The 14,039-nt window shown below is 66.7% G+C and carries 12 protein-coding genes; 11 read left to right on the top strand and 1 reads right to left on the bottom strand.

Features of this window, described 5'->3' with window-relative positions; genetic code table 11:
* Positions 1 to 30 precede the first annotated feature (30 nt).
* Genes FIU86_RS00450 through FIU86_RS00435 form a run of 4 tightly spaced genes read left to right on the top strand, consistent with a single transcriptional unit; the run spans position 31 to position 6,729 of the window.
* The gene (locus FIU86_RS00450) at positions 31 to 1,038 is read left to right on the top strand and encodes a MoxR family ATPase (protein WP_152473271.1); all 1,008 of its coding nucleotides are present in this window, start codon (positions 31 to 33) and stop codon (positions 1,036 to 1,038) included.
* Positions 1,035 to 1,913, top strand: coding sequence for a DUF58 domain-containing protein (locus tag FIU86_RS00445; RefSeq protein ID WP_152473270.1), 879 nt, complete (start codon positions 1,035 to 1,037; stop codon positions 1,911 to 1,913). Before FIU86_RS00450 ends, FIU86_RS00445 begins: the two co-directional genes overlap by 4 nt.
* On the top strand, positions 1,910 to 4,684 hold the full coding sequence (locus FIU86_RS00440) for a DUF4159 domain-containing protein (protein ID WP_152473269.1): 2,775 nt from the start codon (positions 1,910 to 1,912) through the stop codon (positions 4,682 to 4,684). Before FIU86_RS00445 ends, FIU86_RS00440 begins: the two co-directional genes overlap by 4 nt.
* On the top strand, positions 4,681 to 6,729 hold the full coding sequence (locus tag FIU86_RS00435) for a hypothetical protein (protein WP_152473268.1): 2,049 nt from the start codon (positions 4,681 to 4,683) through the stop codon (positions 6,727 to 6,729). Before FIU86_RS00440 ends, FIU86_RS00435 begins: the two co-directional genes overlap by 4 nt.
* Positions 6,730 to 6,896: 167 nt before the next feature.
* Here the strand turns inward: FIU86_RS00435 and FIU86_RS00430 are convergent, their stop codons facing one another.
* Complete coding sequence (locus tag FIU86_RS00430) at positions 6,897 to 7,256, bottom strand: hypothetical protein (protein ID WP_152473267.1); 360 nt, start codon at positions 7,254 to 7,256, stop codon at positions 6,897 to 6,899.
* Positions 7,257 to 7,399: 143 nt separating this feature from the next.
* On the opposite strand from FIU86_RS00430, the gene FIU86_RS00425 reads away from it, so the two are divergent.
* From FIU86_RS00425 to FIU86_RS00395, 7 genes are all read left to right on the top strand, one after another.
* Entirely contained in the window at positions 7,400 to 8,839 is a 1,440-nt protein-coding gene (locus tag FIU86_RS00425; RefSeq protein WP_152473266.1) for an FAD-linked oxidase C-terminal domain-containing protein, read from the top strand.
* 44 nt (positions 8,840 to 8,883) lie between these two features.
* A complete protein-coding gene (glcE, locus tag FIU86_RS00420; RefSeq protein ID WP_152473265.1) occupies positions 8,884 to 10,020 on the top strand; it encodes a glycolate oxidase subunit GlcE in 1,137 nt (378 codons plus the stop codon).
* Positions 10,017 to 10,373: a hypothetical protein gene (locus FIU86_RS00415; protein WP_152473264.1), complete on the top strand. Its 357-nt coding sequence runs from the start codon at positions 10,017 to 10,019 to the stop codon at positions 10,371 to 10,373. The genes glcE and FIU86_RS00415 overlap by 4 nt, the downstream gene beginning before the upstream one ends.
* Positions 10,374 to 11,660 (top strand): glycolate oxidase subunit GlcF, encoded by a 1,287-nt coding sequence (gene glcF / locus FIU86_RS00410; protein WP_152473263.1) that lies wholly within the window; start codon positions 10,374 to 10,376, stop codon positions 11,658 to 11,660.
* Between the two features lie 80 nt (positions 11,661 to 11,740).
* Positions 11,741 to 12,553, top strand: a complete 813-nt coding sequence (locus tag FIU86_RS00405) for a serine protease (protein ID WP_152473262.1) — start codon at positions 11,741 to 11,743, stop codon at positions 12,551 to 12,553.
* A 4-nt stretch (positions 12,554 to 12,557) separates the two neighbouring features.
* Positions 12,558 to 13,379: a serine protease gene (locus tag FIU86_RS00400; RefSeq protein ID WP_152473261.1), complete on the top strand. Its 822-nt coding sequence runs from the start codon at positions 12,558 to 12,560 to the stop codon at positions 13,377 to 13,379.
* Between the two features lie 141 nt (positions 13,380 to 13,520).
* Positions 13,521 to 13,988, top strand: a complete 468-nt coding sequence (locus FIU86_RS00395) for an Hsp20 family protein (RefSeq protein ID WP_152473260.1) — start codon at positions 13,521 to 13,523, stop codon at positions 13,986 to 13,988.
* Positions 13,989 to 14,039: the final 51 nt, after the last annotated feature.

Below are 14,039 nucleotides of genomic sequence, written 5' to 3'. Positions count from 1 at the left end.
AAGCGATATAGCCCAAACCGGAGTTTTGCCATGACCGACGACGCCGACCTGCTGGCCGGGATCGAAGCCCTCGAAGACAAGCTGGCCCAGGCCCGCGCCTCGATCACCCGCCGCTTCATCGGGCAGGAACGGGTCGTCGACCTGTCGCTCTCGGCGCTGCTCTGTGGTGGCCACGGATTGTTGGTGGGTCTGCCCGGTCTGGGCAAGACCCGGCTGGTCGAAACACTCAGCATCGTCATGGGGCTCGAATCGAACCGGGTTCAGTTCACGCCCGACCTGATGCCCGCCGACATTCTGGGCTCCGAGGTTCTGGAAACCGGTGCTGACGGCACCCGCGCGTTCAAGTTCATTCCCGGCCCGATCTTCTGCCAACTTTTGATGGCCGATGAGATCAACCGCGCCAGCCCCCGGACGCAATCTGCGCTTCTGCAGGCCATGCAGGAACGGCAGGTCTCAGTCGCCGGCGAAGACCGCCCGCTGACCCCGCCGTTCCACGTGCTGGCCACCCAGAACCCGATTGAACAGGAAGGCACCTACCCTCTGCCCGAGGCCCAGCTTGACCGCTTCCTCGTGCAGATCGACGTGCCCCATCCCGACCGCGACACCGAGCGTGCGATCCTGCTCGCCACCACCGGCGTGGCCGAGGAAGAAGCGCACCAGGTCTTCACCGCCGAGGACCTCATCGCTGCGCAGACCCTCCTGCGCCGGATGCCGGTTGGCGAGGCCGTGATGGAACAGATCATCGATCTCGTGCGCGCCTTCCGCCCCGACGACGCCACCTCTTCTGAAACGGTGCGCGAAAACGTCGCCTGGGGTCCCGGCCCGCGTGCCGCGCAGGCGCTGATGCTGACCGTCCGCGCCCGCGCCATGATCCAGGGCCGGCTGGCCCCCGATTCCGACGATATCGCCGCCATGGCGCAGCCTGTCCTGACCCACCGCATGGCGCTCAACTTCGCCGCACGCGCCCGCGGTGAAAACCTCGACGATCTCATCGCCGCCACCGTCGCCCAAGTGACGAGGACCGAGGCCGCCGCTTGACCCAAATCGCCCCTCTCCGCGCCCGGTCCGAAGCCGAGGCCGCCCGCTTTCCCGCGCTTCTGGCCCGGGCAGAGCATTTGGCGGGGACTGTCCTGCTGGGCGAGCATGGCCGCCGCCGCGCGGGCATGGGCGACGATTTCTGGCAATACCGCCCGGTGCAGGCCGGGGATGAACTGCGCCACATCGACTGGCGCCGCTCGGCCCGCTCGGACACGCAATTCCTGCGGCAGCGCGAATGGCAAATTGCCCAAAGCGTCACGCTCTGGGTCGACGGCGCCGCCTCCATGCGCTTTGCCTCCGACGATACCCTGCCGCAAAAGGCCGACCGCGCCCGCCTTCTATCACTGGCCATCGCCATTCTGCTCAATCGCGCGGGCGAGCGTGTCGGGCTTTCCGGCGCCGACCTGCCCCCCCGTCGCGGCGACGCCCAGATCGAGCGCCTTGCCATGGCGCTCGGCCAGGACGGTCCCGACGATTACGGCGCGCCCCAGACCACCGGCATGCTATCGCACGGGCGCGCGCTGTTCCTGTCAGACTTCCTTGGCGACCTCGACCCGGTGCGCAATGCGCTGACCGCCGCCGCCGACCGCGGAGTGCGCGGCGTCCTCTACCAGATCCTCGACCCGGCCGAGGAGAGCTTTCCCTATCGCGGCAGGACCATCTTTGAGTCGGTCGGCGGCACGATGGTGCACGAAACCCTTAAGGCGTCGGAACTGCGCGACCGCTATCTTGAACGCCTCGCCGCCCGCAAGGATGACCTGCGCCAGCTCTGCGCAACCACCGGCTGGCTCTACGGCACGCATCACACATCGGACTCCGCGCAATCCGCGCTCCTGTGGCTCTATAACGCGTTCGACGGGGGGCACGGACGATGACCATCGGCCCCATCGGTTTCGCCGCGCCCTGGCTTCTAGTGGCGCTGGCCGCGTTGCCCATCCTGTGGCTGATCCTGCGCGCCGTGCCGCCCGCGCCCATCCGCCGCCGCTTTCCCGGCGTGGCGCTTCTCTTGGGTCTGCGCGATGACGACAGCGTGTCGGACCGCACGCCCTGGTGGCTGCTGCTCTTGCGGATGCTGGCCGTCGCCGCCGTCATCATCGGCCTCGCCGGTCCCATCCTCAACCCGCAGGACCAGACCCAGGCCAACCGCACCGGCCCCATGTTGATCGTGCTCGATTCCAGCTGGGCCAGCGCCCGCGACTGGCCCGCGCAGGAAGACCTGCTCGATTCCCTGCTGGCCGAGGCCGGGCGCAACGCCCGCCCAGTCGGCATCCTGCAACTTTCGGACCCCCAGGCGCCGGTCTTCCAGTCCGCCGAGACGTGGCGCACCCGCCTGACCGGCCTCGCCCCCGCGGCGTGGTCCCCGCAGCCCTCCGACTACGAGGACGCCGCCACCCTGCTCGGCGAAGAGGATTTCGAAACCCGCTGGTTCTCCGACGGTCTCGCCCGCGACGGGCGGCAAACCCTGCTCGACGCGCTTCAGGATCGGGGCCGCGTCACCATCCACGAAAGCGCCGTGCCAATCTACGCGCTGACCCCTGCTGTGGTCGAGGACGACGCCCTGCGCCTCACCGCCCTACGCGCCAATCCCGGCCCCGCCCGCGACATCACGGTCGAGGCGCATGGCCGCGACCCTGCCGGCGCCCAGCGTCTTCTGGCGACGCAGGACATGACGTTCGAGGCCAGCGCAAAAGAGGCCACGACGCTTCTCTCCCTGCCCGCCGAACTCCGCGCCCGCCTCACCCGGTTCGAAATCGCAGGCCAGTCCCATGCCGGCGCCGTCACCCTGACCGACGACAGCCTCAAGCGCCGCGAGGTCGCGCTCATCGCAGGCCGCGAAGACCGCGAGGGCCTCGAACTCCTGTCGCCGCTCCACTATCTCGAACAGGCGCTCGAACCCACCGCCGACCTGCTCGACGGCAGCCTCAGCGACGTGCTGCCCGCCAACCCCGATGTGGTCGTGCTGGCCGATGTTGCCACGCTCTCGGGCGCTGAACAGGCCGATCTGCTCGACTGGACCGATCGCGGCGGCATGCTTCTGCGGTTCGCCGGGCCGCGTCTCGCCGCCTCGGACGTCTCGCGCAGTGACGAGGCCCCGCTGATGCCCGTCCGCCTGCGCGCCGGGGGCCGCTCCGTCGGCGGCGCCATGAGTTGGGGCGAACCCAAGGAACTCGCCCCCTTCCCCGAATCGAGCCCGTTTTTCGGACTCGACGTGCCATCCGACGTCACCGTCACCGCCCAGGTGATGGCCCAGCCCGACCCCACGCTGGCCGACCGCGTCATCGCCCAGCTCAGCGACGGCACGCCGCTTGTCACCCGCAAACGCATCGGACAGGGGCAGGTCGTCCTCTTTCACGTCACCGCCAACGCCGAGTGGTCCACCCTGCCGCTGTCGGGCCTCTTCGTGCAGATGCTCGAACGGCTGGCGATATCCTCCAGCCTCGCCTTGCCCGACCTGGCCGAACTTGAAGGCACCACCTGGCAGCCCGTGCAGGTCCTTTCCGGCTCCGGCATCCTGGAAGATGCCGGCACCCTGCCCGGCGTCGACGGCACCCGCTTTGTCGAGGATGTTCCCGGCCCCGATTTCCGCCCCGGCCTTTACGATGGCCCGGACCGGCGGCTCGCGCTCAACGTCCTGCCCTCGGACACCACGCTCACCCCAGTCAGCTGGCCCGCCGACCTGCCCGTCCTGGGCCTCGACCGCCTGCCCGAGGCCGCGCTCGGCGGCTGGTTCCTCGCCGGGGCGCTCTTGATCCTGATGGCCGACATCCTGGCCTCGCTGGGCCTCTCGGGCCGACTGATGCCCGCCCGCGCCACGATGTCCGCGCTTCTTCTGGCGCTTCTGCTCAGCCCCCAAATGGCCGACGCTCAGGACAGCAGCATGACCGAGGCCGACGAGAAGGCCCTCATGGCCGCGTCCGAGGTCGTGCTTGGCCACGTCATCACCGGCGACCGCAGCCTCGACAATGCCGCCCAGGCGGGCCTGCGCGGCTTGGGCGAAACCCTGTTCTTCCGCACGTCCGTAGAACCGGCAGACCCCGTCGCCGTGAACCTCGAAACCGACGACCTTTCGGTCTATCCGTTTCTCTACTGGCCCATATCCCCCGATCAGCCAATCCCGTCCGGGGAAGCCTACGTCAAGCTCAACGAATACCTGCGCACCGGCGGAATGATCCTCTTCGACACGCGCGACGCCAATGTTGCGGGCTTCGGCGCCTCCTCTCCGGCGGGCCGCAAGCTGCAACGCCTCGCACGCCCGCTCGACATCCCCCCGCTGGAGCCCATCCCCGAGGACCACGTGCTCACGCGCACCTTCTACCTGCTGCAGGACTTCCCGGGCCGCCACACCGGCCGCTCCGTCTGGGTCGAATCCGCGCCCCCCGACGCCGAACAGGTCGAGGGCATGCCCTTCCGCAACCTCAACGACAACGTCACGCCTGTGGTCATCGGCGGCAATGACTGGTCCGCCGCCTGGGCCATGGACGACCGCGGCAATCCGATGTTCCCGGTGGGCCGCGGCTTTGCCGGCGAACGCCAGCGCGAGCTGGCCTACCGCTTCGGCGTCAACCTTGTGATGCACGTATTGACCGGAAACTACAAATCCGACCAGGTGCACGTGCCCGCTCTTCTCGACAGGCTTGGCCAATGACCGGCAGCATCGTCTTCGAACCTCTCCTCAATCCGTGGCTCATCGCGGCACTCGCCGGCATGATGATGGCCGGCACTGCGCTCGCCATCTGGCGCGGCCTCTCCGGGTGGCCGTTCCGCGCGCTTGCCGGTCTGGTGGTTCTCGCCGCGCTCCTCGGTCCTGTCTACCAGGCGGAAGACCGTGAACCGCTCTCCGACATCGTCCTGATGATCGAGGATGAAAGCGCCAGCCAGACCCTTGGCGACCGCGCGTCCCTCACGGAAACCACCGCCGACGACCTCGCCGCCCGCATCACCGCGCGCGACAACACCGAGTTGCGCCGCATCACCGTCCCCGACGGCGCCGACAATACCGGCACCCAGCTTATGACCGCCTTGTCAGAGGCGCTGGCCGAAGAACCCCGCGCCCGCATCGCCGGCGCGATCCTCATGTCCGACGGCCGCCTGCACGACCTCGACCGCGCCCCCGACATGCCCGCGCCCATCCACCTGTTGCACACCGGGCGCGAAGACGATTGGGACCGTAAACTGGTGGTCGAAAACGCCCCCGCCTTCGCCATCCTGGGCGAGGAAATCCAGATGACCCTGCGCATCACCGATGACGGTGCCGCGCCCGAAGGCACCACGACAGTCCCAGTCGACGTCTCGGTCGACGGCGAGGAACCGCAGCGCTTCAACGTTCCCCTGGGTGAGGATATCGACCTGCCCCTGCGCCTGCCCCATGGCGGCCGCAACGTGCTGCAATTCTCCACCCCGCCGGTGGACGGCGAACTGACCGACCGAAACAACACCGCGCTCGTCCAGATCAACGGCGTGCGCGACCGGCTCAGCGTGCTGCTCGTCTCGGGCGAGCCCCACGCCGGGGGGCGCACCTGGCGCAACCTTCTGAAATCCGACAGCTCGGTCGACCTCGTCCACTTCACCATCCTGCGTCCTCCGGAAAAACAGGACGGCGTACCAATCCGCGAGCTGTCCCTCATCGCCTTCCCCACCCGCGAGCTCTTCCTAGAAAAGATCGAGGATTTCGACCTCATCATCTTCGACCGCTACAAGCGTCGCGGCATCCTGCCCTCGCTCTATCTCGACAACGTGCGCAGTTACGTCGAAGGCGGCGGCGCGGTCCTGATCGCGGCAGGCCCCGATTACGCCGCCGCCGACAGCCTCTACCGCACCCCGCTCGAAGCCATCCTGCCCGGCCGCCCCACCGCCCGCGTGCTCGAGGAACGCTACAGCCCCTCGATCACCGATCTGGGCCAGCGCCACCCGGTCACCTCGGGGTTGGAGCAGGAGTTCGGCGGCGAATGGGGCCGCTGGATGCGCCAGATCGAGGTCGAGGAAACTTCCGGCGACACCGTCATGACCGGCGTCGGCGACCGCCCCCTGCTGACCCTCGACCGCGTCGGCGAAGGCCGCGTGGCGCTGCTGGCGTCCGACCACGCCTGGCTCTGGAACCGCGGCTTCGAGGGCGGCGGGCCGCAACTGGAACTGCTGCGCCGCCTCGCCCACTGGATGATGAAGGAACCGGAACTGGAGGAAGAGGCGCTCTGGGCCGAGGCCACCGGCCAGCAGATGCGCATCATCCGCCGCTCGCTCGAAGATACCGTCGGTCCGGTCACCATTACCACCCCCACAGACGAACAGATCGAGATGGAGCTGGAAGAAGTCTCCCCAGGCCGGTTCGAGGCGATCTTCGATGGCCCCACCATCGGCCTGTACCGGCTGGAAAACGGCGAGCACACAGCCGTCATCGGCCTCGGCCCCGCCTCGCCGGTAGAATTCGAGAATACCATCGCGGACACCGAAACACTGGCCCCCTACATTACCGGGACCGGCGGCGGCATCCACCCGCTGGCCGACGGCCCGCCCCGCGTGCGCACCGTACGCGAAGGCCGCGCCATGTCGGGCCGCGGCTGGATCGGCCTTCTGGATCGCAACGCCTACCAGACCCGTTCGGTAACGCAGACACCGCTCCTGCCAGCCTGGCTGGTCCTCCTGCTGGCCGCGGGCCTCATCGTCGGCGGCTGGCTCCGCGAAGGTCGCCAGTAACCTCGCCCCGCTTCCTCTGGCCCGAAATATCCCCGCCGGAGGCTCCCACACAGGCCACGCGTGCCACCCCCGGATAACCGCGTCACGCTGGCACACGCCACCGAGGCGTCAGACGCAAGTCCGACGCCGAGACAAACCTGCACGCGCCCGAGGGCGCGTTCCTTTTGTCAGGGTTGCAACGCCACGCGTTTCTGCGATCCGGACCAGCCATCGACCGAACAGCGCGGCCGCACGAAGATCTCGCGCGTCCCGTCCGGGATCACCACACCGCTCAGCGAGCGGGTGAAAGGCTGCTCGTTTACGTGCGGGTGCATCAGCTCGCGATACCCCAGCCGGTTGCCCGCCGCGTCCAGCACTTCCCAGCCGTCGGCATAATGGTCCCACCCGGTGTCCGGATGGCGAATCGTCACGTGGATATTCCACACCATGCCCGCCTTTTCGACGGTCACGTCCAATACCTGCGGCTCGTCGCCGAAAGCAGGTGCGGCCAGCAGCGCGGCCGCGAAAAATGCAGCGAGTCTTTTCATGTCTGCTAATATAGGTGAGCGCCACGACACATGCACTCACAACCGCGTGCTGACAGAATTGTTGTTGTCATTGCGTCGCGGATGCCGCACTTGCGACCGATGCAAATTGGTTATATTATCTTACCAATCCTGGGAGGACCGCCATGGACATGCCAAAGCCGAACCCGACCATCCTTGCACGCAAGTCGCAATTGCTCGACCGGCTGGCGTCTTTCCTGCCTCGCGAGGCGCTCATCCACGACCCCGCCGAGACCCGCGCCTATGAATGCGACGGGCTGACGGCCTACAAGTGTCCGCCACTGGCCGTGGTCCTGCCCGCCTCCACGGCCGAAGTGTCCGAGACCCTCAAGATCTGCAACGACATGGGCGTGCCCGTGGTACCGCGTGGCGCGGGCACATCGCTCGCCGGCGGCGCGCTCCCGACAGAGGATAGTGTCATCATCGGTGTCGCCCGCATGAACGAGGTACTCGAGACAGATTACGACAACCGCTTCATCCGCGTGCAAACCGGGCGCACCAACCTCTCGGTCACCGGCGCGGTCGAGGAAGAAGGCTTTTTCTACGCCCCCGACCCCTCCAGCCAACTGGCCTGCGCCATCTCGGGCAATATCGCGATGAACTCGGGCGGCGCGCATTGCCTGAAATACGGCGTGACAACCAACAACCTGATGGGCGTCACCATGGTGCTGATGGACGGCACCGTGACCGAAATCGGCGGCGCGCATCTCGATGCCGAGGGGCTCGACCTGCTGGGCCTCATCTGCGGCTCCGAAGGCCAGCTTGGCATCGTCACCGAGGCGACCCTGCGCATCCTGCACAAACCCGAAGGCGCGCGTCCGGTACTGATCGGATATGACTCCTCCGAAGTCGCGGGCCAGTGCGTTTCGGACATCATCAAGGCCGGCGTCCTGCCCGTGGCGATCGAATTCATGGACCGCCCCTGCATCCGCGCGACCGAGGCCTTTGCCGGTGCAGGTTATCCCGATTGCGAGGCGCTCCTGATCGTCGAGGTCGAAGGCTCCGACGCCGAGATCGACGAACAGCTCGAGACCATCATGGACATCGCCCGCAAGCACGACCCCGTGGAACTGCGCCAATCCTCGTCCGACGACGAAAGCAAGCGCATCTGGCTCGGCCGCAAATCCGCCTTCGGCGCCATGGGCAAGATCAACGACTACATGTGCCTCGACGGCACGATCCCGGTCAACGAACTGCCCTATGTGCTAAAACGCATCGGCGAGATGTCCAAGGAATACGGCCTCGACGTCGCCAATGTCTTTCACGCGGGCGACGGCAACATGCATCCGCTGATCCTGTTCGACGCCAACAAAGAAGGCGACCTTGAACTCTGCGAGGATCTGGGCGCCGATATCCTGAGGCTCTGCGTCGAGGTCGGCGGCTGCCTCACGGGCGAGCACGGCGTCGGCATCGAAAAGCGCGACCTGATGCTGCATCAGTACGACCCTCCTGACCTTGAAATCCAGATGGCCGTCAAGGACGTTTTCGACCCCAAGTGGCTGCTGAACCCGGCCAAGGTGTTCCCGCTCGCGTCATCCGACACCCGCCGGATCGCCGCTGAATAATCGTCCCGGGGCGCTGCCCCGGACCCCGGAGTATTTTTGGAACAATGAAAGCCCTTGCCCCCACCTCCGAGGCCGAACTCGCCGAGATGGTCGCCTCCGCGTCCGAGCCCCTGCGCGTCATGGGCAGCGGCACGCGCCCCATCGGCGTGCCCGTGAACGGCCAGCCGCTGACGACCTCGGGCCTCTCCGGCGTAAACCTCTATGAACCCGGCGCACTGACGCTGGTGGTGCAGTCCGGAACCCCGGTGGAAGACGTGCGCAAGACCCTGGCCAAGGAGGGCCAGCGCCTGGCATTCGAGCCGATGGACCATCGCGGCCTGCTGGGCACGACCGGCGAGCCGACCATCGGCGGCGTCTTCGCCGCCAATGTCTCGGGCCCCCGCCGTATCCAGGCCGGGGCCGCGCGCGACTTCCTGCTGGGCGTGCGCTTTGTCGACGGGCAGGGACAGGTCACCCGCAACGGCGGGCGCGTGATGAAGAACGTAACCGGCTACGACCTCGTCAAGCTGATGGCAGGCAGCTTCGGCACCCTTGGGGTGATGACCGAACTGGCGCTCAAGGTCTTGCCCGCATCGCACCAAACGGCCACGATCACGCTCTCGGGTCTCGACGACACCACCGCCGTCGCCGCTCTTTCCCGCGCGCTCGGCTCGCCGTTCGAGATCACCGGCGCGGCGCATCGCCAGACCGAGGACGGCCCGCAGACCTGCCTGCGCATCGAGGGTTTCGAAAAATCCGTCGCCTACCGCGCGGGTCAACTCCAAACCCTTCTGGCCGATCTTGGCACCGCCGAAATCGAAACCGACCCCGACGCCAACGCCACCCTCTGGCAAGACATCCGCGATGTCGCCTGCTTCCATGACGGGCCGGGGGATGTCTGGCGGCTGTCCGTCAAACCCTCCGACGCGCCCGGGATCAAAGCACAGGTCGACGGGGCCGAGGCGCTTTACGATTGGGGCGGCGGCCTCGTGTGGCTGCGCGTGCCGCAGGACACACAAGCCGACACCATCCGCGCCACCGTCAACGCCGCCGGTGGCCACGCCACACTCATCCGCGGCAACCGCGCGGGCGGTGTCTTTCAACCGCTCTCGCCGCCAATCGCCGCGCTTCAGGACGGGCTGCGCGCCCGGTTCGACCCGCGCGGCATCCTCAACCCCGGCCTGATGGGCCGCGCGGCATGATCGACGCGCTGCTCTTCGCCATCGGGTTTCTGGCCGGGCCGGTCATCTTCTGGGTGCTGGCCAAGCAGACGCCGACACGGGCCTATGTCACCGCCCTCTGGGCGGTCTCCGTCGCCCTCATCTTCGCCGCCTTCGCGCTGCGCCAATGGGGCGGAGAGCTTGGCGCGTATGGCGCGCTGGCCGTCGTGCTGCTGGTCTGGCTGGCCTGGATCACCGTGTTGTCGCTGGTGATGCTGGCAATACGGACCCGTACGCTGCCGCCGCGCACCCGCCGCATCGCCTATGGCGCGACCGCCGCCGCCACCACCCTGCCCTGGTTCGGGCTCTACACCGCTCAGATGATTGCCGACTGAATGAAAACAGACTTCACCGCCGAACAGCTCAAATCCCCTGCCATCCAGCGCTCGAACGAGATCCTGCGCTCCTGCGTGCATTGCGGGTTCTGCACCGCCACCTGCCCCACCTACCAAGTGCTGGGCGACGAGCTCGACAGCCCCCGGGGCCGCATCTACCTGATCAAGGATATGCTGGAAAACGACCGCGACCCGGATCGCGAGACGGTAAAGCATATCGACCGCTGCCTGTCGTGCCTCGCCTGCATGACGACTTGTCCCTCGGGCGTGCACTACATGCACCTCGTCGATCACGCCCGCGAATACATCGAGGACCGCTACCAGCGACCCATGTTCGAACGTGTCCTGCGCTGGACGCTAGCGCGCATCCTGCCTTATCCGAACCGTTTCCGCGTCGCGATGCTCGGCGCCAAGATTGCCAAACCGTTCAAATGGGCCCTGCCCGACGCCCGCCTGCGCGCGATGGTCGAGATGGCCCCCAAGAATGTCCCGCCCGTCAGCCGCAATGACGATCCACAAACCTTCCCAGCCAAGGACAAGCCCGTGAAACGCGTCGCCCTGATGACTGGTTGCGCCCAAAAGGCGCTGAACACCGACATCAACGATGCCACCATCCGCCTGCTTACCCGTCTGGGCTGCGAAGTTGTCGTGGCCAAGGGCGCAGGCTGCTGCGGGGCGCTGACGCACCACATGGGCAAAACGTCCGAGAGCCACGCCACGGCGGCCCACAACATCCGCGCCTGGACCGCCGAGATGGACGAGGACGGCCTCGATGCCATCGTGATCAACACCTCCGGCTGCGGCACGACGGTCAAGGATTACGGCCACATGTTCCGCACCGAGGCATTGGCCGAGGATGCCGCCCGCGTCTCGGATATCGCCATGGATGTCTCGGAACTGCTGATGCAGCTTGACCTGCCCGAGGGCACGCCGCGCGACACCCGCGTGGCCTACCACGCCGCCTGTTCCCTGCAACATGGCCAGCAGATCAAGACCCACCCCAAGACCCTGCTGAAAAACGCCGGGTTCGAGGTGGTCGAACCGGCCGATGCACATCTGTGCTGCGGCTCCGCGGGCACCTACAACCTGATGCAGCCCGCCATCTCCAAGCAGTTGAAAACGCGTAAGGTTCAGACGCTCGAGGCCAAGTCGCCCGACATCATCGCCACCGGCAACATCGGCTGCATGATGCAGATCGGCTCGGGCACCGGTGTGCCTGTCGTGCACACCGTCGAACTGCTCGACTGGGCCACTGGCGGGCCGAAACCGCCCGCGCTGCGAGAATAATCCGGCCCGGCCCTATTTTCGACAAATTGCGCCGGTACGAGCTTGGTAAATCAAGCGAGGCACCCGGTTTGTTCAAGAGCATGCGTTTCACAGGGCTTGTTGCGGCCCTGTTCTGTTGGGTCACGCCCGTATCCGCGCAGGATGCGGTGCTTCAACGTCTGGATACCACAGATGACGGCCGCCAATGGCAGGCCGTGGGGCGTATCGACATCGGCGGCAACGGGTTTTGCACCGGCGCCCTGATCGCGCCCGACCTCGTACTGACCGCCGCGCACTGCCTGTTCGATGCCACCACGGGCAAGGCGGTCGACACGCAACAGATCGAATTCCTCGCAGGCTGGCGCAATGGCCGCGCCACCGCCTATCGCTGGGTCCGCCGCGCCGTGGTGCATCCCGACTACGATTACTCCAACCGGATCGACGCCGTCCGCGTGCGCAACGACATCGCCCTTCTGGAACTGCACCACCCCATCGCCAAGTCCGGAGTAGTCCCGTTCCAGACCGACACCCAGCCACGCAAGCACGAACGTATCGGACTGGTCAGCTATGCCCGCGAACGCTCCGAAGCGCCCTCGCTTCAGGACATGTGCCAGGTGCTGGAAAAGCGCAGCGGCGTGCTCGTGATGTCCTGCGACGTGGATTACGGCGCCTCCGGCGCACCGGTCTTCACCTTCGAGGACGGCGCCCCGCGCATCGTCTCGGTTGTCTCCGCAATGGCCGAGATCCACGGCAAGAAGGTCGCGCTCGGCGCCTCGCTGGACCGTCCCCTTGCCCTGATGCGGGACGCTTTGGACAACGGCGGCAGCCTTCGGGAGCAGGCGCGCGTCGACCTGTTCTCGACCGGCCAGAACCGTGACACCGGCGCGAAATTCGCCTCGCCGGATCTGGACTGACATGATGCGCCGCCTGATATCTCTCTGCGCGCTTCTCGCGGGCCTCACCCTGCCGACGCTGGCCACCCCGAGCGATCTGATCCGCCTGACCAACCGCGATGACCTTCTGGGGTGGGAGGCCGTGGGCCGCATCGACCTCGGCCAGGACAGCTACTGCACCGGCACTTTGATTGCCGACAACCTCGTGCTGACGGCGGCGCATTGCGTCTTTGACAAGCGCGGAGCACCGCTTTTGCCCGAACGCATCGTGTTTCGCGCCGGCCTGCGCGACGGGGCGGCCATTGCCGCGCGGAACATCCGCCGCTTCGTGGTGGCCGACGGCTACGCGCCGTCCGATGGTATGTCTGCCGACAATGTCCGCCGCGACGTGGCCTTGCTTGAACTCAGCACGCCCATCCCTACCGCCACCGCCAGCCCCTTCGCCCTGCACCACAATCCCACGCGGGGCGATAATGTCAGCGTGGTCTCCTACGGCCGCAAGCGCGACGATGCCTTGTCCTGGGAACGTCAGTGCGACGTGCTGGGCCGGGGCCAGGGCCTGATTTCCTTCGGTTGCAACGTCACCTTCGGCTCCTCCGGCGCGCCCGTCTTCTCCGATGGCGGCTACCGCGCCCGCATCGTCAGCCTCGTCGTCGGCGGCCACAAGACCAAGCACGGCACCACCGTCGCCTATGGCATGGAACTGCCCGACACGGTCGACGCCCTCAAGCGCAAGCTGCGCGCCAGCGCCACCTCGGCGCCCTCGACAGCCAATACCGGCTTTCGCAAGGTCGACGTCACCCGCGGCGGTAACGCCTCGGGCGCCCGGTTCGAGAAAATCCAGTGATTCCAGCCTTTACCGGGGTCTTGAAACCGGCTTTTCCTCTCCCCAAATAAATGCTGTCCGACGCCGCATCGCGGGTCGGTCGCAACCGCCTGTCCCTGTCGGGAAGGCATCCACATAGGTATCGCTCAACGGAGGATTCCAATGCGAAACTTTGATCTTGCCCCGCTTTACCGGGCATCTATCGGGTTTGACCAGATTGCCGACATGATGGACCGCGTCCTTGCCGGTGACGTCAATCAACCGACCTACCCCCCTTACAACATTGAAAAGACGGCCGATGATGCCTACCGCATCTCCATCGCCGTCGCAGGGTTCAGCGATGACGAGCTATCCGTCGAGCTGCGCGAAGGCGCCCTGATCGTCTCGGCTCGCAAGGCCGAAGAGGAAGGCGACCGCACTTACCTGCACCGTGGCATCGCCACCCGCGCGTTCGAGCGCAAGTTCCAGCTGGCCGACCACGTCAAGGTCACTGGCGCGACGCATACAGACGGCATGCTGCATATCGAGCTGGTGCGCGAAGTGCCCGAGCGGCTCAAGCCCCGCCAGATCGAGATCGCCAGCGGCACGACCACGCAGAAAGACGTCGTCGACGCGGAAACCGTGAACTAGAGCGTTTCCGGGTCACCCTGAAACATGCATCGCTTTTTGCGTTCGAAGAGG

It is taken from the genome of Roseovarius sp. THAF9 (assembly GCF_009363715.1).
Taxonomy (GTDB): domain Bacteria; phylum Pseudomonadota; class Alphaproteobacteria; order Rhodobacterales; family Rhodobacteraceae; genus Roseovarius.
Note: the sequence above shows the minus strand (reverse complement) of the source record. Positions and strands in the feature narration are given on the sequence as shown.

Excerpts from the sequence above, each read along its gene's own strand:
- FIU86_RS00450 (WP_152473271.1), top strand. The coding sequence starts at position 31 with ATGACCGACGACGCCGACCTGCTGGCCGGGATCGAAGCCCTCGAAGAC.
- FIU86_RS00425 (WP_152473266.1), top strand. The coding sequence starts at position 7,400 with ATGGACATGCCAAAGCCGAACCCGACCATCCTTGCACGCAAGTCGCAA.
- FIU86_RS00435 (WP_152473268.1), top strand. The coding sequence starts at position 4,681 with ATGACCGGCAGCATCGTCTTCGAACCTCTCCTCAATCCGTGGCTCATC.
- FIU86_RS00440 (WP_152473269.1), top strand. The coding sequence starts at position 1,910 with ATGACCATCGGCCCCATCGGTTTCGCCGCGCCCTGGCTTCTAGTGGCG.
- FIU86_RS00405 (WP_152473262.1), top strand. The coding sequence starts at position 11,741 with ATGCGTTTCACAGGGCTTGTTGCGGCCCTGTTCTGTTGGGTCACGCCC.
- FIU86_RS00430 (WP_152473267.1), bottom strand. The coding sequence starts at position 7,256 with ATGAAAAGACTCGCTGCATTTTTCGCGGCCGCGCTGCTGGCCGCACCT.
- glcE (WP_152473265.1), top strand. The coding sequence starts at position 8,884 with ATGAAAGCCCTTGCCCCCACCTCCGAGGCCGAACTCGCCGAGATGGTC.
- glcF (WP_152473263.1), top strand. The coding sequence starts at position 10,374 with ATGAAAACAGACTTCACCGCCGAACAGCTCAAATCCCCTGCCATCCAG.
- FIU86_RS00400 (WP_152473261.1), top strand. The coding sequence starts at position 12,558 with ATGCGCCGCCTGATATCTCTCTGCGCGCTTCTCGCGGGCCTCACCCTG.
- FIU86_RS00395 (WP_152473260.1), top strand. The coding sequence starts at position 13,521 with ATGCGAAACTTTGATCTTGCCCCGCTTTACCGGGCATCTATCGGGTTT.
- FIU86_RS00415 (WP_152473264.1), top strand. The coding sequence starts at position 10,017 with ATGATCGACGCGCTGCTCTTCGCCATCGGGTTTCTGGCCGGGCCGGTC.